This is a genomic window from Streptomyces sp. NPDC090499, from assembly GCF_044769305.1.
Classification (GTDB): Bacteria; Actinomycetota; Actinomycetes; order Streptomycetales; family Streptomycetaceae; genus Streptomyces.
In genome coordinates this window covers 182,239-206,412 of record NZ_JBIVXP010000011.1, presented here as the reverse complement: position 1 = coordinate 206,412, position 24,174 = coordinate 182,239, and the positions used below count along the sequence as shown (strand labels likewise).

Here is a 24,174-nt window from a genome sequence, read left to right as displayed (position 1 = left end):
GCGAACGAATGCCCCCGATGGCACGCCTCACACCTTGCCGATGCCCAGCGTCGACTCCGTGGGCAGCAGCCCGGAGGACAGCACCGCGACCCAGTAGTCGCCGAGGAGTTCGGCGAGCCGGTCGGTCCCGGCAGGGCCGAGGGCCTGCCAGGGGGCGACGGCGAGCAGGTCGGTACGTTGCTCGATACCGCGGCGCAGCCCACGGCCCGCCTCCGTGGCCGCGCCGTCCGCGGCGACCAGATCGCGCGCGGTCAGGCGCTCGCGGGCCGCCGCCCACTCCCCGGGGCTCCAGCCGCGACTCTCGAAGCGCTCGACGGAGGCGGCCCCGACCGCGGCGAAGGACACCAGGGTCTCGACCGGGTCGAGGCGCGCGACCAGGAGGGCGGCGAGGTGGCCGTCGCCGCGGTGTTCGCGCAGGATCGTCGCCGCCTGCCACAGCTGCAGGTGCGGGGCGTCGGGCCAGGGCAGTTCGGCGTTGGCCGCGGCCAGCGGGCGGCCCGCGGTGTCCGCCGCCTCGGCCGCGCGCCGGGCCAGCGCCGCGGCCTCGGCCAGCTCGGGGCTCGCGACGCGGTCGCCGAACAGCGCGCGGTAGGCGCGGTCGATCGCGCGCTCGCGCGCCGCGAGTACCCGCTCCGGGCTCGCGACGGTCCAGGCCGGATCGACGTGCTCGGCGACCATGCGCGGACTGAAGCTGTAGAAGGCCGAGGCGACCCGCTCGGCCCCGGCCCGGCCCAGCGGCGCGGCACGGAACGGGAAGTAGCTCGGCCACCTGTCCTGCACGGGGTAGCCGAGGGCGGCCGCCTCCTCAAGGGTCTCCGGCGCGTAGTACAGCACCGCGTGCAGCGGTTCCAGCAGGTGCCAGAGCTGGCGGGCCCGCAGCGGCGGCACCTGCCCGACCCGCGCCGCCCCGTCCCCGGCCGGCTCTCCGACGTACTCGCCCATGCCGCAACTCCCCCTCGCGAACGACCGCCCCGAACGTCAAGTCCGCCCGGACCGGGCGGACTTGACGGCAGGCGCCCACGATGGGGAGGGGCCCGGCCGGTGTCAAGGGACCGGGCCGCGCCCGCCGGTGCTACGACCCCAGGATCGAGGCGAGGAACTCCCCGACCCAGCTCAGCAGTTCCCGCCCGACGAGCGGCTTGCCGCCCACCTTCGCGGTCTTGGGGCGGGGCACCAGCAGCTGGTGGACAGCCGGCTTGATGACGGTCCCCGGGTACAGGCGCTTGACGCGCAGCTCCTGCGACTCGCGCAACTCCACGGGAGCGAACCGGATGTTGGTGCCCTGGAGGACGACCTCGCCGACCCCGCACGCGCGGGCGAGCATCCGCAGCCCGGCGACGAGCAGCAGGTTCTCCACCGGCTCGGGCAACTTGCCGTAGCGGTCGGTGAGTTCCTCGCGTACCGCCCTGATGTCGTCCTCGGAGTTGGCGGAGGCGATGGAACGGTACGCCTGGAGGCGCAGCCGCTCGCCGGGCGCGTAGTCGTGCGGGACGTGCGCGTCGACGGGCAGCTCGATCTTGACCTCCAGCGGCGGCTCCTCCCATCCTTCCGCCGAGGGCTCCCCTGCCTCCAGCTGCCGCCGGTAGTCCGCGACGGCCTCGCCGACCATGCGGACGTACAGGTCGAAGCCGACGCCCGCGATGTGCCCGGACTGCTCGCCGCCGAGCAGGTTGCCGGCGCCGCGGATCTCCAGGTCCTTCATCGCGACGTACATGCCGGCGCCCATCTCGGTGTGCTGGGCGATGGTCGCGAGGCGCTCGTGGGCCGTCTCCGTCAGCGGCTTCTCCGGCGGGTACAGGAAGTACGCGTAGCCGCGTTCCCGGCCACGGCCGACGCGGCCGCGCAGCTGGTGCAGCTGGGACAGGCCGAAGGTGTCGCCGCGTTCGACGATGAGCGTGTTGGCGTTGGAGATGTCGATGCCGGACTCGACGATCGTGGTCGAGACGAGCACGTCGAACTTCTTCTCCCAGAAGTCGACGACAACCTGTTCGAGGGCCGACTCCGACATCTGGCCGTGGGCGGTCGCGATGCGGGCCTCGGGGACGATGTCGCGAAGTCTGGCCGCGGCGCGGTCGATCGACTCGACCCGGTTGTGGATGTAGAAGACCTGGCCCTCGCGCAGCAGTTCGCGGCGGATGGCGGCGCCGATCTGCTTCTCCTCGTACGGCCCGACGAAGGTGAGCACCGGGTGCCGCTCCTCCGGGGGCGTGGTGATCGTGGACATCTCGCGGATGCCGGTGACCGCCATCTCCAGGGTGCGCGGGATGGGCGTGGCCGACATGGTGAGCACGTCGACGTTGGCGCGGAGCTTCTTCAGCTGCTCCTTGTGCTCGACGCCGAAGCGCTGCTCCTCGTCGACGATGACCAGGCCGAGGTCCTTGAACTTGGTCTCCGAGGAGAAGAGGCGATGGGTGCCGATGACGACGTCGACGGCGCCCTCGCGCAGGCCCTCCAGGGTTCCCTTCGCCTCGGTGTCGGTCTGGAACCGGGAGAGCGCCTTCACGCTCACCGGGAACTGCGAGTACCGCTCGGAGAACGTGCCGAAGTGCTGCTGCACCAGCAGGGTGGTGGGCACGAGGACGGCGACCTGCTTGCCGTCCTGGACCGCCTTGAAGGCGGCACGGACCGCGATCTCGGTCTTGCCGTAGCCGACGTCGCCGCAGATCAGGCGGTCCATCGGGACCGACTTCTCCATGTCGTCCTTGACCTCGGCGATGGTGGTCAGCTGGTCGGGGGTCTCGACGTAGGGGAACGCGTCCTCCAGCTCGCGCTGCCACGGCGTGTCCCCGCCGAAGGCGTGGCCGGGGGCGGCCATGCGCGCGCTGTAGAGCTTGATCAGGTCGGCGGCGATCTCCTTGACGGCCTTCTTGGCGCGCGCCTTGGTCTTCGTCCAGTCCGCGCCGCCGAGCCGGTGCAGGGTGGGGGCCTCGCCGCCGACGTACTTGGTGATCTGCTCCAGCTGGTCGGTGGGGATGTACAGCCGGTCGCCGGGCTGGCCGCGCTTGGCCGGGGCGTACTCCACGACCAGGTACTCGCGGGTGGCACCCTGCACGGTGCGCTGGACCATCTCGATGTAGCGGCCGACGCCGTGCTGCTCGTGGACGATGTAGTCGCCCGGCTCCAGGGTGAGCGGGTCGATGGTCTTGCGGCGGCGGGCCGGCATCCGGGCACCGTCCTTGCCGGCCGCCTTCTGCCCGGACAGATCGGTCTCGGTGAGGACGGCGAGCCGGAGCGCCGGGTCGACGAAGCCGTAGTCGATGGAGCCGCACGACACGTGCACGACCGAGGGGCCGAACTCGCCCAGGTCGACGTCGAGGCGGGCCGCGATGCCCTCGCCGCCGAGCACCTCGACCGTGCGGGAGGCGGTGCCGTGGCCCTCGGTGACGTACACCGTGCGCCAGCCGTCGGCCAGCCAGCCCTTGGTGTCGGCGAGCGCCTTCGCGGTGTCGCCGCGGTAGGTCTCCGTGGCGTGCATGCCCAGCTTGAGGGTGTCGGCCGCAAGCTCCTCGTCGGCGGCGAACGGCGACACCGACCACCACATCATGTCCAGCTCGCGCGCGCGGTCGCGGACGTCCGCGATCGACCACAGGGAGGCCGCGCCGACGTCGATGGGCGCCTCGCCGCCGCCCGCGGTGGCCGCCCAGGACGCCTGCAGGAACTCCTGACTCGTGGCCACCAGGTCGGCGGCGCGCGTGCGCACCCGCTCCGGGTCGCACACGACGGCCATCGCGCCCTTGGGGAGCACGTCGAGCAGCAGCTCCATGTCGTCGACCAGGACCGGGGCGAGGGACTCCATGCCCTCGACCGCGATCCCCTCGGCGATCTTGTTGAGCAGCTCGCCCAGCTCCGGGTGCTCCTCGGCGAGGGCACGCGCGCGTGCCCGGACGTCCTCGGTCAGCAGCAGCTCGCGGCAGGGCGGCGCCCACAGCCCGTGCTCGGCGACTTCCAGGGAGCGCTGGTCGGCGACCTTGAAGTAGCGGATCTCCTCGACGTCGTCACCCCAGAACTCGACGCGCAGGGGGTGTTCCTCGGTGGGCGGGAAGACGTCCAGGATGCCGCCGCGCACGGCGAACTCGCCGCGCTTCTCGACGAGCTCCACGCGCGCGTAGGCGGCGGCCGCAAGGGCTTCCACCACCTCGTTCAGGTCGGCGCTCTGCCCGGTGCGCAGCGCCACCGGCTCCAGATCGCCGAGGCCCTTGACCTGCGGCTGGAGCACGGATCGTACGGGGGCGACGACGACGGAGACCGGGCCGGTCTCGGGGTCGTCGGGGCTGGGGTGGGCGAGGCGGCGCAGGACGGCGAGGCGGCGGCCGACGGTGTCGCTGCGCGGGCTGAGCCGCTCGTGCGGAAGCGTCTCCCAGGAGGGGTACTCGGCGACGCCCTCGGACGGCAGCAGGGTGCGCAGCGCCGACGCCAGGTCCTCGGCCTCCCGGCCGGTGGCGGTGACGGCGAGGACGGGGCGGCCGGCCTCGCGGGCCAGGGCGGCGACCGCGAGGGGGCGGGCCGCGGGCGGGCCGACCAGGTCGACGTGCATGCGGTTGCCGTCCGCGGCCGCCTTGATCGCTTCCGCGAGGGCGGGGTCCTTGACTACGGCGTCGAGCAGACCGTGCAGGCTCATTCAGGGCGGCTTTCGTCGGGGGGTGGGCAACACGAAGTACCCGGCGCGGGCTGCGACCGGGGGGTCTCCAGCGTACGACGACGCGTCGGCGTGTGCCGGGGCTGTGGACAAGCTCCGTCGCGAACACCTCAGGTCACATATGCCGCGCGAATCGCCCACCGCCGCCGGCGGTGGGGGCCGCGCCGGTCGCGCCGACCCGAGCGGTGCTGTCAGCCGTCGAAGCGCCCCCGGGCCTCCTCGATGTGGCCGAGGTACCGCTGGGTCCATGCGCACATGCCGTCGACCGTCGCCCGCAGCCCGTGGCCGGCTTCGGTGAGGGTGTACTCGACGCGGGGCGGCACGGTGGGGTGCACGGTCCGCTCGACCATGCCGTTGCGCTCCAGCATGCGCAGGTTCTGGGTGAGCATCTTGTGGCTGATGCCCTCGACCTCGGCCCGCAGCCCGCTGAACCGCAGGGTGCCCGCGCCGAGCGCCTCGATGATCAGGAACGCCCACTTGTTGGCGATGTCCGCGAAGATCTCCCGCGCCAGCGAGTCCGCGCGCCTGAGGTCCGCGTCCTCGGCCGAGCCCTTGAACTGCTTGGTCACCATCAGGTTCCCCAGTCACCGAAAAGTGCGTTCTTCCACGTCAGCGACAACTCTCCTACGGTTCCTGAGTAACCACAAGAGAGCACGGCGAGCACGGAGGCGGTACGGCATGTCCATCACCCTGGTGAACCCGAGCGGATTGCCCACGGTCGACGTCTACCGGCAGGTGGCGGTCGCGTCGGGTTCGAGGCTGGTCTTCGTCGCCGGGCAGGTCGCCTGGGACGCCGCGGGGGGCACGGTCGGCGCGGGCGATCTCGCCGCCCAGGTCGAGCGGTGCTACCTGAACGTCGCCACCGCCCTGTCCGGGGCCGGCGCGTCCTTCGGCGACGTGGCGAAGCTGACCTTCTACGTCGTCGACTGGACCCCGGACAGGATGCCCGCGCTCCTGGACGGCGTCTCCCGGGCGGCCACGGCCCTGGGGGTCACCCCGGTGCCCCCGGCCACGCTGATCGGCGTCGCGGCGCTGGACGTACCCGAGCACCTGGTCGAGATCGAGGCCGTCGCCGTACTCGACTGAACGAGCCCGGCGGCGCGAGGCGGACGGCGGCGGCAACGCGTCCGGCGCCGAGCAGCCCCCGTGGCTGCTCGGCGCCGGACGTCCCCCGCAACCCCCGTGTGCGGTGGTCTCCCGGGCGGTCGCGGTCAGTCGGTCGCGATCGCGTTCAGGACGTTCATGCGGCCCGCGCGGAACGCCGGGACCAGGGCGGCGAACAGGCCCACGAAGGCCGAGCCGACGAAGACCCCGATGATCGTCGGCCAGGGGATCTCCAGGACCTTCAGGCCCTGCAGGGCGAGCAGCTTCTGGGCGGTGGCGCCCCAGCCCATGCCCAGGCCGAGGCCCAGCAGGGCGCCGAACAGGGCGATCACCACGGACTCCATGCGGATCATGCGGCGCAGCTGGCGGCGGGAGAGGCCGATGGCCCGCATGAGGCCGATCTCGCGGGTGCGTTCGACCACCGACAGGGCCAGGGTGTTCACGACACCGAGAACCGCGACGATGATCGCGAGGGCGAGCAGGCCGTAGATCAGGTTCAGCAGCTGGCCGATCTGGTCCTTGAGCGCCTTCTTGTAGTCGGTCTGGTCGCGCACGGTGTACTGCGGGTAGTCGTGCAGCGCGGACTTGAGCGCCGTGTACGCGGCGGCCTGCTGTCCGTCCCTGGCGGTGGCGAAGACCAGGTCGTCGAGGGGCATCTTGGCGGCCGGCACGTACTTGGCGAGCGTGGTGATGTTCGTGTACTTGGAGCCGGCGTCGATGAGGCCGTCGCTGCTGGTGATCGCCCGGACCGTGAGGTGGGCGGTGCGGCCGTCCTTGAAGCTGAGGGTGATCTTCGAGCCGAGGTGGATGCCGTGCGCCGTGGCGAACTTGTCGTACACGGACATCGAGTCGGGCAGGTAGGCGTCCTTGAGGTCACCGGCGACGGTCTTGGTGCGCAGGTCGGTCGCGTAGGTGGGGTCGGCCGCCGTGATGTCGGTGTCCTTGAGGGTCTTGCCGTCGGGCGTGGTGTAGTCGGCTGTGGTGGTGCGGTACTCGGTGACCCGCGCGAGGCCGGGGACGTCCTTGACGGCCTTGACCGCCTGCGGGGTGATCCGCTGCCCGCTGTCGGACTGGATGATGAAGTCCGTGCCGACGGTCTTGTCGAGCTGGTCGGAGGCGGAGGCGACCATGGAGGAGCCGACCACCGAGAGGCAGGCGACCAGCGCCAGGCCGATCATCAGGGCGGCGCCGGTGGCGCCGGTGCGGCGCGGGTTGCGCAGTGCGTTGCGCTCGGCCATGCGCCCGACCGGGCCGAACATCCGCAGCAGGACGGCGCCGAGGACCCGTACGACACCGCCGGCGAGCAGCGGGCCGATGACGACGAACCCGAGGAGGGAGAGGACGATGCCGAGGCCGAGCCAGGCCGAGCCCTCCTTGGCCTTGTCGGCGGCCGAGGCGAGGTAGAGGCCGTAGCCGCCCGCGCCGGTCAGCACGAGGCCGATCAGAGCGCGTATGCGGCCCGCCCTGGCGTCGGCGGGGGCACCTGCGTCGCGCAGCGCGGCCATCGGGGAGACCTTGCCGGCGCGGCGTGCGGGCAGGTAGGCGGCGAGGACGGTGACGACGACGCCGAGGACCAGGCCGAGCACCGGGGTGGTCCAGGCGACCGTCAGGTCACTGGTCGACAGGTGCATGCCCATGGAGCCCATGAGCTTCATGAGGCCGACCGCGATGCCGACGCCCGCGCCGACGCCCAGGACGGAACCGACCACGCCGAGCAGCAGGGCCTCGACGAGCACGGACCGGTTGACCTGGCGGCGGCCGGCGCCGATGGCCCGCATCAGGCCGATCTCGCGGGTGCGCTGGGCGACCAGCATCGAGAAGGTGTTGATGATCAGGAAGATGCCGACCAGGAAGGCGATCCCGGCGAAGCCGAGCATCGCGTACTTCATGACGTCCAGGAAGCTCTCGACGTCCTTCTGGTTGGCGTCGGCGGTCTCCTTGGCGGTCTGCACCTTGTAGGCGGTGCCGAGTTCGCCGACGACGTTCTTCTTCAGCTGGGCGTCCGTCACCCCCGGCGCGGCCGTCACGTTGACGTTCGTGAAGACGCCGGCCCGTCCGACGAGGGTGCGCTGGGCGGTCTTCGTGTCCAGGTAGAAGATCGCGGCACCGGGGTTGGTGACCGTGAAGTCGGCGATGCCGGAGATCTTCGCGGTGTGCGTGCCGACCGCGCTGATCACGCCGATCTCGTCGCCCAGCTTCAGGTGGTGCTTGTCGGCGGTGTCGGCGTCCACCATGACCTGGCCGGAGTTCCGCGGCGCCGCACCGGAGGTGATCTTCATGGTGCGGGCGTCGTTGGAGTTCCAGCTGCCGACGATGGTCGGCGCGCCGCTGGACGGGGACAGGCTCTCCTTCTCGGCGTCCACGACGGTCACGGAGGTCGAGAAGACCGTGCCCTCCGCCGCCTTGACGCCGGTCGCGGCGCGGACCTTGCCGACCACCGCGGCCGGCATGACCGGCGGCCTGCCGTTGTCGGAGGTGGTCGCCCCGGTGTCGGAGGCACCCTTGGCGCTGACCGTCACGTCGGACGAGGTGGCCGCGAACAGCTTGTCGAACGTCGTGTTCATGGTGTCGGTGAACACCAGCGTGCCGCACACGAACGCCACCGACAGCAGGACCGCGACGGCGGAGAGGGCCATGCGTCCCTTGTGCGCGAAGAAGTTGCGCATCGAGGTCTTCAGGACGGTCATGACGTACGCCCCCGCGCGTCGAAGTCCTTCATGCGGTCGAGGACGGTGTCCGCGGTCGGCTTGAACATCTCGTCGACGATCCGGCCGTCGGCGAGGTAGAGCACGCGGTCCGCGTAGGAGGCGGCGACCGGGTCGTGCGTGACCATCACGATGGTCTGGCCCAGGTCGTCGACGGAGCTGCGCAGGAAGCCGAGGACCTCCGCGCCCGCGCGGGAGTCGAGGTTTCCGGTCGGCTCGTCACCGAAGATGATCTCGGGGCGGGCGGCGAGGGCGCGCGCCACGGCCACGCGCTGCTGCTGGCCTCCCGAGAGCTGGGTGGGGCGGTGCTTGAGCCGGTCCGCGAGCCCCACGGTGTCGACCACGCGCTGCAGCCACTCCCGGTCGGGCCTGCGCCCGGCGATGTCCATGGGGAGGGTGATGTTCTCCAGCGCGTTCAGCGTCGGCAGCAGGTTGAAGGCCTGGAAGATGAAGCCGATCCGGTCCCGGCGCAGCTGGGTGAGCTTCTTGTCCTTCAGGCCGGTGATCTCGGTCTCGTCCAGGTAGATCTGACCGCTCGTCACGGTGTCGAGCCCGGCGAGGCAGTGCATCAGGGTGGACTTCCCGGACCCCGAGGGGCCCATGATCGCGGTGAACTGCCCCCGCATGATGTCCACGTCGACGTGGTCCAGGGCGACGACCCGGGTCTCTCCGGCCCCGTACGCCTTGACGACCTGCCGCGCCCGCGCGGCAACGGCCGTACGCCCTCCAGTACCCCCGTGCCTGGGAATGGTCACAGCCGATGTCACGGTATGTCTCCTAAGTCGGTCAGCAAATGAACAGCGCTGTGCTGTGCGTTGCTGCGCGGTGGTTCGGTACGACGATGAGTCTCGCGGCCGGCGGGGTCGCTCCGCGCTGGTGCGGAGCCCCGTCTTGCCCGGGGGAAAACCCCACCCCCGCCGGTTCGCTCAACCGCCCCCCGGCGGCGTAAAGCCAGGTTAAGGACGGGCGGGGTGCCGTCTCGTCCTCCGGCGGTACGAACCCGCCCCGAGCCGTAGTACGGAGAAGCCCCTAGGGGACGTCCACCGCCGGGTGGAGCCCGTCTCGGGGTCGGCCTCCACCCGCCGCCCCAGGAAGCGTCCACCCTCCCGCCGCGTGAGGGTCAAGCGGCCGCACCCTCTCACCAGGTGGACGCGGACTCCCGCCGCGCCGGGACGGGTGGGAAGCTGTTGTGCGCGACATAGATACATGACGTAGGCACGGGGAGGGGATCCGGCGTGGAGCGGGAGGACGCGGAGAAGAAGGAGAGGGAGAAGAAGGAGAACCCGGAACCCGCGATACGCGCGGCGGCACGCGCGGCCGGGACGGACCGGCGGGGGGCCGTGGTGGCCGCCCTGATGCTCGCCATGGCACTGGCGGCGCTGGACTCCACCGTCGTCTCCACCGCCGTACCCCAGATCGTCGGCGACCTCGGCGGCTTCTCGGTCTTCTCCTGGCTCTTCTCCGGCTACCTGCTCGCCGTCACCGTGACGCTGCCGGTGTACGGCAAGCTCTCCGACACCTTCGGCCGCAAGCCGGTGCTGGTCGCGGGCGCCGCGGTGTTCCTGCTGGGGTCGCTGCTCTGCGCGGCCGCCTGGAACATGGCCGCGCTGATCGCGTTCCGGATCGTGCAGGGCCTCGGCGGCGGTGCCCTGCAGGGCACCGTGCAGACCCTCGCGGCCGACCTCTACCCGCTCAGGGACCGCCCGAAGATCCAGTCGAAGCTGTCCACGGTGTGGGCGGTGTCGGCGGTCGCCGGGCCGGGGCTCGGCGGGGTGCTGGCCGCCTACGCGGACTGGCGGTGGATCTTCCTCATCAACCTGCCGATCGGCGTGGCGGCGCTCTGGCTGATAGTGCGTCACCTCCATGAGCCGAAGCGCGCGCCGCGCACGCCCCCGCGGGTGGACTGGGCGGGTGCGCTGGCGGTGTTCGCGTGCGGCGGCGTGCTGCTGACGGCGCTCGTGCAGGGCGGGGTGGCGTGGCCGTGGTGGTCCGCGCCGTCCTGCGCGCTGTTCGCCGGCGGGTTCGCGCTGGTGGGGCTCGTGGTGTGGATCGAGCGCCGGGCGGCCGAGCCGATCATCCCGGGCTGGGTGTGGCGGCGCCGCACGATCGCGGCCGTCAACCTCGCGCTCGGCGCGCTCGGCCTGCTGATGGTGGCGCCCACGGTGTTCCTGCCGACGTACGCGCAGTCGGTGCTCGGACTCGCGCCGGTGGCCGCCGGGTTCGTGCTGTCGGTGTGGACGCTGAGCTGGCCGGTCTCGGCAGCCCTCAGCCAGCACGTGTACCGGCGGATCGGCTTCCGCGACACCGCGCTGCTCGGCATCGGCGCGGCCGCGCTGATCCTGTTCGCGTTCCCGTTCCTGCCCTACCCGGGGTCGGCCTGGCAGCCGACGCTGCTCATGCTCCTGCTCGGCGCCGCCCTGGGCCTGTTCCAGCTGCCGCTGATCGTGGGCGTGCAGTCGACGGTGGGCTGGGAGGAGCGGGGCACGACGACCGCGTCGGTGCTGTTCTGCCGGCAGACCGGCCAGACGATCGGGGCGTCGGTGTTCGGCGCGGTCGCCAACGGGGTCCTTGCGGCCCGGCTGGGCGGCGCGGGCGACCTCGACTCCGTCACGCGCGCGCTGGACGACGGAACGGCCCCCGAGGCCACCCGGCACGCCATCGCGGACGCCGTCCACGCGGTGTACTTCGGGGCGGCGTGCGCGTCGGCGCTGGCGTTCCTGGTGCTCCTGGTGCTGGCGCCCCGGCGCTTTCCGGTCCTGGCGGAGCGCTGAGGGCGGTCCCTTCGCCACGGGCGACCGCCGCTGCCCACCACAGGCGACCGCCACCGCCCGCCACAGGCGACCGCCTGCGCCCGAAGGCCCGCCCCCTGCGCCCGAAAGCCCGCCCCCGCTACCGCCCGCTCGCCCGGCGGCGCACCACCAGGACCGCGCCCGCGCCGAGGGCGAGGGTCGCCGCGGCGGCGCCGACGAGCGGGAGGGCCGTACCGGCACCGCTGTTGGCCGTGCCGCCGCCGGACGCCCCGGCAGTGCCGGTGACGTCGAGCCGGATGCCGGCCTCGTCGTTCCCCGCGTCGGTGTCGAACGGCCGGGACGCGCCGGTCAGTCCGACCGAGCCCCGGGCCCCCGGCACCGCCTTGTCGATCCTCAGGCGGAAGGCGTAGCTCCGCTCGTAACCCTCCTCGACCCAGGGGAAGTCGACGCCGCAGACGTACTCACCCGACCCTGTGCTGTGGCAGTAGGGGTCGGCCCTGGTCACCGTCGTGCCGGAGGGCATTTTGACCACGATCCGGGCGGCATCGGCCCGGTCGCGCCGCTGCACCCAGCCGGGTCCGGCGTCGGTGAAGCTCACGGTCAGGGGGACGGTGTCCCCGACGCCTCCCCGCAACCGTGCCCCGGTGACCCTGAAGTCGGCCGTGTTCACGGCGGTCACCGGCACGTCGGCCACGTCCCAGCGGCTGTTCTCCGCGCTGCCGGCGGGGGCCGGGGTGGCGTCGGGCCGCTCGGCCGGCTCGACCGCGGGCGCGGTTCCGGGCACCTCCGGGGTGAAGTTGTCTCCGGGGTAGGGGTGTCCGGCGATCTCGGCCTTCACCGCGACCACCTCGTACAACGCGCTGTCGCGCACGGGGAAGGCGAGTTGCCTCCCGGGCGCGTGGACGACACCGGGCCGCACCGTCCGGTCGAACTCGCAGATCACCTCGGTCCTGTCCGACTCCCCGTCCACCACGGCGATCGTCGAGTACGTGCAGTTGGACGGGGGTTCGGCCCGGTCCGGACGGGCCAGTCCATGGCTGAGCGTGTACGTCAGCCAGACCTTGCGGAGCGCCTCCGTGCCCGTGTTGGTGAAGCCGACGGGCACCTGGACGGTGCCGCCCGGCTCGACCCCGTCGACCGAGGCCATCCTGCCCAGGACCACCCCGGCCGACGGATCGTCGGCCGAGGCGGCCGAGGCGGGCGCGGCCGACGCGGCGGGCATGGCGCCCAGCGCGACCAGGCAGAGGGCGCCGATCGCGCCGCCGGCCCGCCCGAGGACGCGAAGGCCGGAAGACGTCTTGAACACGGGGCCCCAGATGAAGCGTCGGCGACGGACGGGCGAACGGCGGGCCAAGGCGCGCCCGCCCGTCATACTCCCGCCGCCGCCGAACAGTTGTAGCGGCCGGCGACGGGCGGGAGCACCGCCCGAGCCGCCGTGGCTCCAGGGGCGCGGGAGAACCCGAGTTAACGCGGGTAACACCCGAGGTCAGACACGTTCGAGTGCAGTAAGCGCGTACCGGCCGGTCAGTTGCCGAAAATGCCCGCACGGTCCGGATACCTGCGAGTAACGTGCGTCCCCCGCTCCCTCCTCTCCCTGCGGTCCGCCGCCACGGACCCGAGCCACGCAAGGAGCACCGGGATGTCCCACGACCTTTCCGGCCCAGCCGACCCAGCCGAACCAGCCGACTCCGCAGCCCCTTCCGGCCTGTTCCCGCACGACCCGTCGCGCCTCGCCTACCCCTGGCAGCCGCTGCCGCCCGAACCGCCGAGACCCCGCCACGTGCCGCACCGGGAGCCGGTCGGCCACCACAGCGACCTGCGGATGCTGCGCGGCGCCTACCGCCTCCGGCGGCGCACCGCGACCCTCACCGCGCTCGGCTACTTCACCCTGTTCCTGGCGCTGTCGGCGTTCGCCCCGGGCCTGATGACGAGTACGGTCGCCGACGGCGTGCCCACGGGCCTGCTCCTCGCCCTCCTCCAGCTTCCCGTCACCTGGCTGGCGATCGCCCTCTACGAGCACTCCGCGAGCCGCCACGTCGACCCGCTCGCCGACCGCATCCGCCGCACCGCGGAACTGGACGCCAGGCGCGGGGCCCTGCGGTGACCGGCTTCAGCGGCTCCGCCCAGTCCATGTCGCTGGTCGCCTTCACCGTCGTCGCGACGCTCACCCTCCTGCTGTGCGTGATGACCGGCCCGGACCGCGACGACCTCGACGAGTTCTACACCGGCTACGGCTCCCTCTCCCCGCTCCGCAACGGCCTGGCGATCGCCGGCGACTACATCTCCGGGGCCGGCGTCCTCGCCACCGGCGGCGTGATCGCCCTGTGCGGCTACGACGGCGTCGTCCTCGCCCTCAGCACGGCCCTGTCGCTACTGCTGCTGATGTTCCTGCTGGCCGAACCGCTGCGCAACGCGGGCCGGTTCACCATGGGTGACGCGCTGGCCCGCCGGATGCCCGGCCGTAGCGTGCGGATCGCGGCCTGCGCGGTGACCGTCGCCGCGCTGCTGCCGCTGATGCTGGTCCAGCTCGCCGGCGCCGGACAGCTGATGGCCTTCGTCCTCGGCTTCTCCGACGAGTCCGTGCAGACCGGCTGCGTCATCGGCCTCGGCGCCCTGATGATCAGCTACGCGGCCATCGGCGGCATGAAGGGCACCGCCCTCATCCAGATCCTGAAGATCGTGATGCTGCTCGGTTCCGGCACCGTGGTCGCCCTGCTGGTCCTGCACCGCTTCGGCTGGGACCCGGGCGCCCTGCTCACCGCGGCGGCCCGGGGCAGCGGCGCCGGAACCGCGTACCTGCGCTCCGGCCTCCAGTTCACCGGCGGCCCCGCCCCCCGCCTGGACATGATCAGCTCGGAGCTGACCGTCGTCCTCGGCGGCGCCTGCCTGCCGCACATCACCATGCGCATGTACACCGCCGCCGGCGCCCGCCAGGTCCGCCGGTCGATGTCCTGGGCGGTGTCGTGCGTGGCCCTGTTCGTGCTGGTGGTCAGCGTCGTCGGCTTCGGCGCCACCGCCCTTCTCGGCCGCGCCGCCGTCACCGCCGCCGACCCGCAGGGCAACACCGCCTACCTGCTGGGCTCCCGCGCGGCCTTCGGCACCGACGTCTCGACGGCGGAGACCCTGCTCTTCACCACCGTCACCACGGCGGTCTTCCTGACCCTGCTCGCCTCCGTCGCCGGCATGATCCTCGCCTGCGCCAACTCCCTCGCCCACGACGTCTTCGCGACCCGCGTCCAGGAGATGCCGCCCCGCCGCGAGATGACCCTGGCCCGCGTCTCCGCGCTCGCCATAGGAGTCCCCACGATCCTGCTGGCGACCCTGGTCCAGCACCACAGCCTGCAGCCCCTGATCACCCTCTCCTTCTGCGTCGGCGCCTCCGCCCTCGCCCCCGCCCTGGTCTACGGCCTCTTCTGGCGCCGCTACACCCGCACCGGCCTGCTGTGCACCCTGCTCGGCGGCACCCTCACCGTGCTGCTCCTGATGCCCGGCACCAACCTGGTCTCGGGCTCGCCGGGCGCCGCCTTCCCGCACGCCGACTTCAACTGGTTCCCCTTCACCACCACCGGCCTCGTCTCCATCCCCGCCGGGTTCCTCCTGGGCTGGCTGGGGACGGTGGCCTCCGGCCGGCGCCGGGCCGCGGAACAGCGCCGGCAGTACGAGGCGGTGGAGGGGTGGATCCTGGCGGGGGCGGTACGCAGGGGCGACTGAGGACGCGGCGGGGCGCTATTCCGCCGCCGCGCGCCCCGTCAGCGTCACGAGGCTGTCCCGCATGTGGTCCATGTGCGCCTGCACGTCGTCCCAGGTCTCGCCGTGCTCGCGCAGCACCCGCTCGGTCTCCCGCGCGATGCGCTCCTCACTGACCTTGGCCTCCGCGAGGACCTCCTCGGCCCGCACCTGTGCCTCCTCCTCGGAGCGGCGCGCCGACTCCCCGGCCTCCTCCAGGGCCCGTTCCGCCTCCGCGAGGGCGGCCTCGGCGCGCGCGATGCGTTCGGCGTTGTGCGCGTCGACCGCGGCGGCGCGCGCCGCCTCCTCACGCTCCTCCTCGGCCCAGCGTTCGGCGTGCTCCTTGGCCTGCTCGGCGAGCATCCCGGTGGTGCGCTGCCGCACCTCGCGCAGGGCCGAAAGAGCCTCGCCCCGCTGCTCCTTGACCTCCAGACGGGCGCCGATGCGGATGGCGTCCGCCTCGGCGCTCGCCGCGAGGAGCATCTGGCGGGCGCGTTCCTCGGTGTCCGCGCGGAGCGCGTCGGCCCGCTCCCGCACCGCGTCGCACTCACCGTCGGCGCGCGCCGCGGCCTCCCCGACCCCCTCCGTCAACTCGCGACGGGCGCCCTCGCGCAGGGTCTTCGCCTCCTCCACCACGAGCCGGAAGATCCGGTGCGCGCGGTCCCCGAGCGCCTCGTAGGTCTGCGGCGGAAGCTCCTCGAGCACGGCGCGCATCCGCCCGGCCTCCGCCTCCATCTCCTTGGCGAGCACGGTGAGCCGCGCGGCACGCTCCCACGCCGCGTCCCGGTCCTCACCGAGTTCCACCATGAACGTGTCGACCTGGTCGGGGCGGTAGCCACGCCCCCGGACGGTCACGAACTCGTACGGCGACATCGATGCGCTGCTCACCTGGAACCCCTCTCCGCCGGACCCGCACGAAATGATGATTTCGCGGATATCTTGATGGATCGGACGTAAGTGTTCATAACGCGACACTCCGCATGCCGCGCCGGAAACACCGCACGCCGCACCAGGCGGTGGGAAGCGCGTCAGGGGGCGCGAAGACTCAGCCGCGCGCCCTTCGGTAGCGGGTCAGCACCGTCGCGCCCGCGCGTTCCGCGGACAGGTACTCGAGTTCGGCAGGCGGGCCGCCGGCCGGGAAGAGCGGCCGGCCGGTGCCGAGGACTGTGGGGAAGGCCAGCAGCCGGTACTCGTCGACCAGGTCGGCCGCCGCCAGGGCATGGACGACCCCGATGCTGCCCATGACGATCACGTCCCGCCGCTCGGTCCTGACGGCGTCCAGGAGATCCCCGTCGAGGAGACGGGAGTTCGACCACGCGGACAGGTCGGACGCGTCGGACAGGGAGCGGGAGGCGACCAGCTTCGGCGCGGCGTTCAGGCGCGTGGAGAAAGGGTCGTCCCGGCCCGGCCACACCCGGGCGAAGGCCTGCCAGGTGGCACGCCCGAGCAGGACGACCCCCTCGTCCAGGGTGCGGCCCAGACCGAACCTGTCCCCGGAGATCTCCTCCCGGCCGAACCGGAAGATCCAGCCGCCGTACGGCGTGCCCCCGGAGCCGTCGGGGTCGGACACGATCCCGTCCAGGGTGGTGAACTCGATGACGACAACGCTCATGACGGTTGTCCCTTCGCTCGATGGTCACCGGTACGTACCGGCGGCACCGGGCGGACTCATCGCCGCGTCGGACGTTTCTTCCGGCCGTCTCTCAGCCGGCGGCAAAGGGCCGCGCCGGCGCGCACGCCGCCAGCACGCGCGGGTCGGTGAACACCACGTTGCGCGCGATCCGGCCGTCACCGGTGACCGTGAGGACCTGCACGGAGTGCGGCCGGTGCGCACCGCCCGGACCGGGGGCGTACGCGGCGAGGGCAGGCTGGCCGCCCGCGGTGAGGGAACGCACGCGCCAGCCGGTGCCACGGAGCCGGAACACCCGCTCCATGAACAGGCCGTAGTCGCCGCGGCCCCGGTACCACAGCGGCACCGGCGGCATCTCCAGCACCGCGTCGTCGGTGAGCAGCCGCACCAGCGCCGGCACATCGGCCGCCTCGAACGCCTGCTGGTACCTCAGGACCGCCGCCCGCACAACGGGATCGTCCGGCTCGCTCACCTCGTCCGCCCCGGCCGCCTCCGCGAGCGCGGCACGCGCCCGCTGCAGCGCGCTGTTCACGGCCGGCACCGAGGTCTCCAGCTGATCGGCGACCTCCGCGGCACTGAACTCCAGCACCTCACGCAGCACCAGCACCGCACGCTGCCGCGCGGGCAGCAGCTGCAGCGCCGCCACCAGCGCGAGCCGCAGATCCGCACGCGCCTCCACGTCGAAGCGCGCGTCGGGGAACGGCTCCAGCCACGGCACGTCCGGCGCGGGCGTGAGCGGCGCCTCCGGGTCCGTGCCGGGCGCCCCGAGCCCCGAAGGCAACGGCCGCCGCCCGCGCCCCTGGAGCGCCGTCAGGCACACGTTCGTCGCGATCCGGTACAGCCAGGTCCGCACCGAGGCGCGGGCGGGGTCGTAGCGCTCACGGGCCTTCCAGGCCCGCAGCATGGTCTCCTGCACCAGGTCCTCGGCCTCGTGGAACGAGCCCAGCATCCGATAGCAGTACGCCACCAACTCGCCCCGGTACGGCTCGAAGTCCATCCGCCCATCATGCCCGCGCGGTACGACAGCCGGGCACGCGCGCGTGGGGGCCGGTCCGGTCTCCCGACCCGACCGGCCCCGGTACGGCCGTCCTACCCCCGCCCTACAGCAACCCGTCCCACATCTGCTCCAGCAGCACCGACCACCAGCTCTCCGGCGAACCGAGCGCCGCCGGGTCCAGGGAGGCCAGCTGCGCCTGGAAGTCGACGGTCCAGCGGCCCGCCTGCTCCTGGTTCAGGCCGAACCTGAGCCGCCACATCCGGCCCAGCAGCGCCAGGCAGCGGGCGAACTCCGGCAGCCCCGTGTTCACGAACTGCGGCGGCACCGACGCCCCGCCCGGCCCCGCCTCCACCGGCACGGCCACGATGTTCGCGGTGCCGTACTGCACACAGAGCGCCTTGCCGAAGTCGGTCCCCATCACGAGGTACGACGCCGCGTCCGACGCCGGCCGCAGCCCGCGCTCCTGCGCCAGCTCCGCCAGCGTCGGCACCGGCCGGCCCGGCTGCGCCTGCGCCCAGAAGAACGGCCCCATGTCCAGCGGCAGCCCCGCCGCCACCAGCGTGTGCGCCACGACCGGCGGCACGCCCTGGCGCGACACCGCCGCCTGCTCGAACCGGAACACGCCGGGTCCGAAGGCCGCCGCCAGCTCCTGCGCGACCGCCTCCGGCGGGATCGGCGGCGCCGCCTGCACCTGCGGCAACGGCGCCCGCACCGGCGCGGGCCGCGCGGGACCCGCCGCCACCTGGTGCAACTCGCCCTGATGCGCCAGCAACTGCCGCATCCCCTGCTGCCGGCTCGCGTGATCCGTGCCGTACGGCGCGATGCTCGCCAGCCGCGCCTGCGGCCACTGCTCCCGGATCATCCGCGCGCAGTACGCACCCGGCAGCTCGCACGACTCCAGCTCCGTGTGCAGCTCCAGCACCTGGTCCGGCGGCACGTTCATGGCCCGCAGCTCGTGGAAGATCTGCCACTCCGGGTGCGGCGTGCCCGGCGCCGAACGCCGGATCAGCTGCTGCTCCGAACCGTCCTGCGCCCGGTAGCGCAGCACCGCCTGGTATCCCGGCCCGACCGTCGGCTGCCCCTGCTGCGGGTAGCCGTACGCCGGCGGCTGCTGCCCCGGCACGGGCTGACCGGGAACGGGCTGACCGGGCGGCGGCATCGCCCCGGCCGGCATCGGCGGCGGCATCTGCGGGGCGCCCGGCGGCCTGCCGGGGGCCGGCGGAGCACCCACCGGGGGCCCCGCCAGCACGGTCTCCGCGTGGTGAACCGCCGCGCCGCCCGTACCACCGGCAGAACCCTGCGCGGGAGACACCGGAGGCGTGGCGGGGGCGCCCGGAGGCTGCGCCGCGCCGGGGGCGAAAGGTGCGCCGGGGGCGCCCGGAGGCTGCTGCACTCCCGCGCCCATCCCGCCCGGGTCGGCCAGCATCGTGGCCGCACGATGAACGTCGCCCGGCGGCGGGCCGCCCGGAGCACCCGGCGCACCAGGCGGGTTGGGGGCGCCCGGCGGGGTCTGCGCGCCCGGCACCTGCGCCGGACCCTCGGGCCCCTTGGGACCCGGCGCCGACACCATCTGCGTCGGCGCATAGCCACCCGCGGGCGGCTGCGACGCGCCCCCGAGGTGGACGCCCGGCGCTCCCGGTACGCCCGGCGGCGGAGGCGGCGCACCGGCCCCGCCACGCGCCCTGCGCGGAGGAGGCGCGGCCCGGCTCGTCGCGGCGTCCGCTATGTCACTGGCGTTCGGCGCGAGCGACTGCCCCGGAGCGGCCGGAGCCTGAGCCTGCGGGTAGCCGTAAGAGGGCGCGGGCGGCGTGGCGGGCGCCTGCGGGCGCGGCGGCGCGCTCGGCGGGGGCGTGCCGGGGGCCGCCGGTCCCTGCGGGTAGCCGTACGACGGGACATCACCCGGAGGCGGCGGGGGCGTGCTGCCCTGCGGCGCACCGGCCCGGATGCCCGGCACGCCCTGCGCACCCGGGCCGCCCTGCGCACCAGCCTCGTCGAGCGCCGGATTCACCGCGGTGCGCGGCAGTTGGCTGCCCCCCGCCATCAACGCGGTCTCGGCCTCTCCCAGAGCCCCGTCGTCGGCATCGCCCAGCGGCGGCGCGAACACCGTCGCGGGCAACGGGACGGAACGGTCCTCACCGGCATCGGCGTTGGTGTCGGTACCGGCCCAGGAAGCCGCACCGGAGGCCGCCGGCACCCCGGCCTGCGTCTCGGCGAGCCCACCGGAAACGGAGCCGGAGCCGGAGCCAGGAACCGAACCGGCACCGGCGCCGGCGCCGTCACCGCCAGGCCGCCGATCCGGAATACCCAGCTTGTCCGCCGCCTCCTGGAGCCACTCCGGCGGGCTCAACAGGAACGACGTCTGGTTCAGGTCCACCCGGGCCGCGGGCGCAGGCACCGCGTCGGCGACCTCCGCCTCACGGCCGTACTCCTCCTCGTACCGGCGGATCACCTCGCCCACCGGCAGCGCGGGCCACAGCGTGGCATCGCCGCTGTCACGGGCGATCACCAGCCGCTGCCCGCCCCCGTCCGACCGCGGACCCTCCGAACGGTCCTCGCCCCACACCACGAACCCGAGACCGAACTCCCGCACCCGCACCTCACGATGCTGGTACGCGGGCACGTCCCCGTTGATCCACTCCTCCGCGCGCTCCTGCGCCTGCGCGAACGTCACCATGCCGGACCTCACTCCCCCGAGCCGGTCGAGGACACCGGCACGGCACGCGCGAAACCACCGTCGACCATCAGGTTCGCCACCGTCTCCAACTCCGGCGGGGACCCCGCCAGCCGCGACAGGAACACGTCGAAGTCCTCACCGCACGGCAGCAGCAGGCGCTCCACCCGCTCCGCCGGCGGCCACCCCGGATCCACGTCACGCGCGTCGTCGTACGCGCAGAACCACACCGAACCCAGCCGGTCGCCCTTGGCCTTCACCGCCAGCAGACCGCCCTGCACGAAGCCGACGCCCAGGTAGTCCTTGGTGAGATGGTCGCGCAGGCACTTGTTGACGTACACCAGGTCGTTCACCGCCGCCTCGTCGCGGACCGTGAAGAACGGCTGGTCCACCAGCAGTCCGAGGCCCGCGTCCAGCGCCGTACCCACCGGCGCACAGCCGCCCGCCGCCTTCAGGAACGAACGGTAGGCACCCGGCAGCCGGTACCCGAGGTCCTCCTCGACCCCCTGCACCTGCGACTCCGACACCGCCACACCCGACTTCGGCAGCCCGAAGTGCGCCGGCCGCGTCTCCTGCAACGGCCGCGTCCCCCGCTTGTCGTGGTCCACCCGCGCCGTCGCCACCCCGCCGTGGTGCCGCAGCAACGCCTTCACCTCGACCGGGACCAGCTCCAGCCGCCGCGACCCCGCCACGTGGTGCCACGTCCAGCCGTGCGGCGTCGCCACCGCGGGCACCGTGTCCCACAGTTCGTGCCCCGAGGCCGCCAGCACCGCGTTCGCGGACACGAAGTCCGTCAGCCGCAACTCGTCGACGCCGAAACCCTCCGGCGGATCGGCGATCTCCGCCGCCGCACGCGCGTAGGGCGAGAAGTCGGGGTAGCCACGCTCGTCGATCCGTACCCCTCTCGGGTGACGTGCCGCCCGGACCGGATCCGGGAAATGCACGACCTGCCCGGCATAGGCCGCGTTCGGCGGCGCGGCCTGCTGCCCGAGCCGACCTGTCGTCATGACGGTTGCCCCCTGCGGCACTCTGTACGAACCGGCATCACGCCCCTGCGGCGCGGCACGGCCCGTATCCGGCTGTCTCTCCCACGTCCCAGACGCGTCGACCGCGCCCGTCGCGGTTGCCGACAGCCTATGCGGTACACGAACCCCGGTCACCGGGCCTCCGGTTCCGTGACCAGCCGTCACCCCGCCGTGACAGCCTGCCCGGACCCGGGCGTGTCGCACCGCCCCAGCTACCGCACCCGCCACGGGATTTGGCAGTCTGTGACTTTCGGGGGGATGCCCGGGAGGGGAAGACGATCATGAACACCACACAGACGGGACCACACACCGCCATGTCCGGCGCCGTCCACGGCGTCTCCGACGGCGACCCCCGCATCGGCTGGAGCAGCAGCGAAATACCTCCCGCGCCCACCCTCCAGCACCGCCGCGACGGCATCCTGCCCACCGTCGCCGCCGCCCTCTCCGTCCGCGGCGCCACCCTCACCGGCACCGCCGCCCGCGGCGACCAGCCGCCCCCGCTGCACCCGCTGGTCCAGGAGTTCCTCGACACCCTGCCCAGCGGACAGCGCGACCGCTTCACCGGCCGCTGTGCCGAGGCCATCCTCATCTCCCGGCACATCAGCGCGGCGGACGACGCCCGCAGCAGACGCGCCGCCCGCAAACCCATGACCAACGGCGAAGCCCGCAAGTCGCTCAAGCAGGCCAAGCTCACCGCCCGCCGCATACGCGAGGACGGCGACCCCCTGCACGGCAGCTTCGCCGCCCCCTGCCGGGCCTGCGCCGCCCTCACCGCCCACTTCGGCGTCCGCGTCGTCGACCCCACCACCACCGACGCCTGACGCACACCCCACCCCCGCACGCCACACGCCACACGCCACACGCCGCACCCGCACACCAACCAGGACGATCGAAGGGCAGATGCACGCCGACCGCACCTCCACCACGCGCTTCTCCGTGCCCGTCGACGCAGCCCTGCGCGCCGCCGGCTGGCAACCCGGACGCTGGGACATAAAACAGGCCGAGGTCTGGGCCGACGCCCTGCGCGACCACGCCTCACCCGCCGGACACCGGCACGCCGTCTTCCCCGCCGCCGTGGAGGCCTGGGCCGAGTTCGGCGGCCTGCACATCAACCCCACCGGCACCGGCCGCCAGATCGCGCCCGCCACCCTCCACCTCGACCCCCTGCACGGCCTCCACCTCGCCCGCACCCTCGGCGACCTCGGCCGCGCCCTCGACACCGAGATCTGCCCCCTCGGCGCCGAGACCGACACCCACTCCGTCCTCGCCATCGACGCCGAGGGCGGCGTCTACACCCTCGACCACACCGGCGACTGGTACGTCGGCCCCGACATCGACCACGCCCTGACCGCCCTCATCGCCGGCGTCGAACCCCGACGCCTCACCACCCAGACCTAAGCCCCGGCCCCGGTCAGGTCAGGTCGCCGGAATCACCGCCGACACCCGGAAACCCCCGGCATCCGTCGGCCCCGACACGAACACCCCGCCCAGCCCCAGCACCCGCTCACGCATCCCCACCAGACCGTTCCCACCCGACGGCAGCCCCACGGCCGCCGCCGACGCCGGCTCCGGCGGCGGCTCGTTCTCCACCTGCATCGCGATCTCCGCCACCCGGTGCGCCAACCGCACATGCGTCTTCGCACCCGCCGCATGCTTGTGCACGTTCGTCAGCGCCTCCTGCACCACCCGGAACGCCGTCTGCTCGATCACCGCCGCGTACGACCGCGCATCCCCCTCCACCGACAGATCCACCACCATCCCCGCCGCCGCCGACTGCCCCACCAGCACCTCGAGCTCCGACAGCCACGGCCCCTCCTCCTCGGCCACCACCCGCGAAGCGGCCACCGCGGCCGCCACACCCACGGCGGCCAACGGCACCGAGGCCGGGGCCGACGCCGCAGCCGAACGCCGCTGAGCCGCCTCCCCGGATCGCAGCACCCCCAACATCTCCCGCAGCTCCGTCAACGCCTGACGCCCCATGTCCCCCACCAGCGCCGCGTTCTTCACCGCCTTCTCCGGATCCTTCCGCGCCACCGCCTGCAACGCCGCCGCATGCACCACCATCAACGACACCCGGTGCGCCACCACGTCGTGCATCTCCCGCGCGATCCGGGTCCGCTCCTCACCCCGCGCCCACTCCGCGCGCTCCTCAGCGCGCTCCGCGAGCAGCTGAAGCTCCCGCTCCAGACTGTCCGCCCGCTCCCGCAGGCTCTCCATCAGCCGCCGCCGCGCGCCCACGTACAACCCCAGCAGCACCGGAGGCGCCGTCAACCCCAGCGAGGTCGCCAGCGCCGCGAACGGGACGAACCAGTCCCCCAGCGTCAGATCCCCCCGCGCCATGCTCTGCCGCACCCGCACGAACGTCACGATCAACGTCCCCAGGAACGTCATCCCCGCCAGCGCCACGATGATCCGCCGCGGCAGCTCCGCCGCGGCCAGCGTGTACAGGCCGACGATGCCCATCAGGAAGCCCATCTGGGCCGGCGTGATCGCGATCGCGACCAGCACCACGGCGATCGGCCACTTCCGGCGCAGCACCAGCACCGAACCGGCCAGCAGACCGAACACGATCCCCGCCGACACCGGGATCCCCGCGTCCCGCGCGAACGGAATCCCCTCCGCGGCACACTCCAGCGCCGACACCAGCGCGAGCCCCACGTCCAGCACCGCACTACGCCACCGCGACCACCACCACGGCCCTCTCAAGGCCGTCGCGTGGTCTGCCCCCGTCGTGGTCATGCCTCCAGCCTACGGGCGCGAGGGTGGGCTTTTCCGGTGAGTTTCGTCTACTCGCCCACAGCACACTCCGTAACCGAACAACGCCGAAATGCGCCGGTCATTCCGCCCGGACGGTATGTCACATCCATCCGGCGAGTACGGGACTTCGGGAGCCCCGGGAGCCGACAGCCGCCCCACCGGGTCCAGGGCGC

General features: G+C 73.2%; 18 protein-coding genes. 6 read left to right on the top strand and 12 right to left on the bottom strand.

The genetic code is table 11. The features are described from left to right. Positions 1-27 precede the first annotated feature (27 nt). The 3 genes from ACIQVL_RS34250 to ACIQVL_RS34240 form a co-directional block, all read right to left on the bottom strand. Positions 28-942 (bottom strand): hypothetical protein, encoded by a 915-nt coding sequence (locus ACIQVL_RS34250; protein ID WP_403437245.1) that lies wholly within the window; start codon positions 940-942, stop codon positions 28-30. Between the two features lie 130 nt (positions 943-1,072). Then, complete coding sequence (mfd, locus tag ACIQVL_RS34245; protein WP_403437244.1) at positions 1,073-4,618, bottom strand: transcription-repair coupling factor; 3,546 nt, start codon at positions 4,616-4,618, stop codon at positions 1,073-1,075. Positions 4,619-4,827: 209 nt separating this feature from the next. Then, positions 4,828-5,208 carry a winged helix-turn-helix transcriptional regulator gene (locus ACIQVL_RS34240; protein WP_403437243.1) on the bottom strand — a complete coding sequence of 127 codons (381 nt, stop codon included), beginning with the start codon at positions 5,206-5,208 and terminating at the stop codon, positions 4,828-4,830. Between the two features lie 106 nt (positions 5,209-5,314). On the opposite strand from ACIQVL_RS34240, the gene ACIQVL_RS34235 reads away from it, so the two are divergent. Further along, positions 5,315-5,722, top strand: coding sequence for a RidA family protein (locus ACIQVL_RS34235; RefSeq protein WP_403437242.1), 408 nt, complete (start codon positions 5,315-5,317; stop codon positions 5,720-5,722). A gap of 125 nt (positions 5,723-5,847) precedes the next feature. Here the strand turns inward: ACIQVL_RS34235 and ACIQVL_RS34230 are convergent, their stop codons facing one another. Both ACIQVL_RS34230 and ACIQVL_RS34225 read right to left on the bottom strand, forming a co-directional pair. Next, the gene (locus ACIQVL_RS34230; RefSeq protein ID WP_403477288.1) at positions 5,848-8,427 is read right to left on the bottom strand and encodes an ABC transporter permease; all 2,580 of its coding nucleotides are present in this window, start codon (positions 8,425-8,427) and stop codon (positions 5,848-5,850) included. Then, positions 8,424-9,212 carry an ABC transporter ATP-binding protein gene (locus tag ACIQVL_RS34225; RefSeq protein ID WP_403437239.1) on the bottom strand — a complete coding sequence of 263 codons (789 nt, stop codon included), beginning with the start codon at positions 9,210-9,212 and terminating at the stop codon, positions 8,424-8,426. The genes ACIQVL_RS34230 and ACIQVL_RS34225 overlap by 4 nt, the downstream gene beginning before the upstream one ends. A 468-nt stretch (positions 9,213-9,680) precedes the next feature. Between ACIQVL_RS34225 and ACIQVL_RS34220 the strand changes: the two genes are divergently transcribed. Beyond that, entirely contained in the window at positions 9,681-11,216 is a 1,536-nt protein-coding gene (locus tag ACIQVL_RS34220) for an MFS transporter (RefSeq protein WP_403477287.1), read from the top strand. 118 nt (positions 11,217-11,334) lie between these two features. Here ACIQVL_RS34220 and ACIQVL_RS34215 read toward each other — a convergent pair whose 3' ends face one another. Next, positions 11,335-12,501 (bottom strand): hypothetical protein, encoded by a 1,167-nt coding sequence (locus ACIQVL_RS34215; protein ID WP_403477286.1) that lies wholly within the window; start codon positions 12,499-12,501, stop codon positions 11,335-11,337. A gap of 333 nt (positions 12,502-12,834) precedes the next feature. Here ACIQVL_RS34215 and ACIQVL_RS34210 point away from each other — a divergent pair, with 333 nt between their 5' ends. Then, complete coding sequence (locus tag ACIQVL_RS34210) at positions 12,835-13,299, top strand: DUF485 domain-containing protein (protein ID WP_403477285.1); 465 nt, start codon at positions 12,835-12,837, stop codon at positions 13,297-13,299. Then, positions 13,296-14,906 carry a cation acetate symporter gene (locus ACIQVL_RS34205; RefSeq protein ID WP_403477284.1) on the top strand — a complete coding sequence of 537 codons (1,611 nt, stop codon included), beginning with the start codon at positions 13,296-13,298 and terminating at the stop codon, positions 14,904-14,906. Before ACIQVL_RS34210 ends, ACIQVL_RS34205 begins: the two co-directional genes overlap by 4 nt. A gap of 15 nt (positions 14,907-14,921) precedes the next feature. Here the strand turns inward: ACIQVL_RS34205 and ACIQVL_RS34200 are convergent, their stop codons facing one another. The 5 genes from ACIQVL_RS34200 to ACIQVL_RS34180 form a co-directional block, all read right to left on the bottom strand. Continuing rightward, on the bottom strand, positions 14,922-15,809 hold the full coding sequence (locus ACIQVL_RS34200) for a cellulose-binding protein (protein ID WP_403437233.1): 888 nt from the start codon (positions 15,807-15,809) through the stop codon (positions 14,922-14,924). 157 nt (positions 15,810-15,966) lie between these two features. After that, positions 15,967-16,533, bottom strand: coding sequence for a dihydrofolate reductase family protein (locus tag ACIQVL_RS34195; protein WP_403437232.1), 567 nt, complete (start codon positions 16,531-16,533; stop codon positions 15,967-15,969). A gap of 91 nt (positions 16,534-16,624) precedes the next feature. Continuing rightward, on the bottom strand, positions 16,625-17,548 hold the full coding sequence (locus tag ACIQVL_RS34190; RefSeq protein WP_403477283.1) for an RNA polymerase subunit sigma-70: 924 nt from the start codon (positions 17,546-17,548) through the stop codon (positions 16,625-16,627). Between the two features lie 103 nt (positions 17,549-17,651). Beyond that, positions 17,652-20,222, bottom strand: coding sequence for an SUKH-4 family immunity protein (locus tag ACIQVL_RS34185; protein WP_403477282.1), 2,571 nt, complete (start codon positions 20,220-20,222; stop codon positions 17,652-17,654). An 8-nt stretch (positions 20,223-20,230) separates the two neighbouring features. Next, positions 20,231-21,226 (bottom strand): SMI1/KNR4 family protein, encoded by a 996-nt coding sequence (locus ACIQVL_RS34180; protein WP_403437227.1) that lies wholly within the window; start codon positions 21,224-21,226, stop codon positions 20,231-20,233. Positions 21,227-21,525: 299 nt separating this feature from the next. Here ACIQVL_RS34180 and ACIQVL_RS34175 point away from each other — a divergent pair, with 299 nt between their 5' ends. Together ACIQVL_RS34175 and ACIQVL_RS34170 are read left to right on the top strand one after the other, a co-directional pair. Further along, positions 21,526-22,065, top strand: a complete 540-nt coding sequence (locus ACIQVL_RS34175; RefSeq protein ID WP_403477281.1) for a YwqJ-related putative deaminase — start codon at positions 21,526-21,528, stop codon at positions 22,063-22,065. Positions 22,066-22,144: 79 nt separating this feature from the next. Next, positions 22,145-22,642, top strand: coding sequence for an SUKH-3 domain-containing protein (locus tag ACIQVL_RS34170; RefSeq protein WP_403437223.1), 498 nt, complete (start codon positions 22,145-22,147; stop codon positions 22,640-22,642). 18 nt (positions 22,643-22,660) lie between these two features. Here the strand turns inward: ACIQVL_RS34170 and ACIQVL_RS34165 are convergent, their stop codons facing one another. Continuing rightward, positions 22,661-23,983, bottom strand: a complete 1,323-nt coding sequence (locus ACIQVL_RS34165; RefSeq protein ID WP_403437221.1) for a sensor histidine kinase — start codon at positions 23,981-23,983, stop codon at positions 22,661-22,663. Positions 23,984-24,174 lie beyond the last annotated feature (191 nt).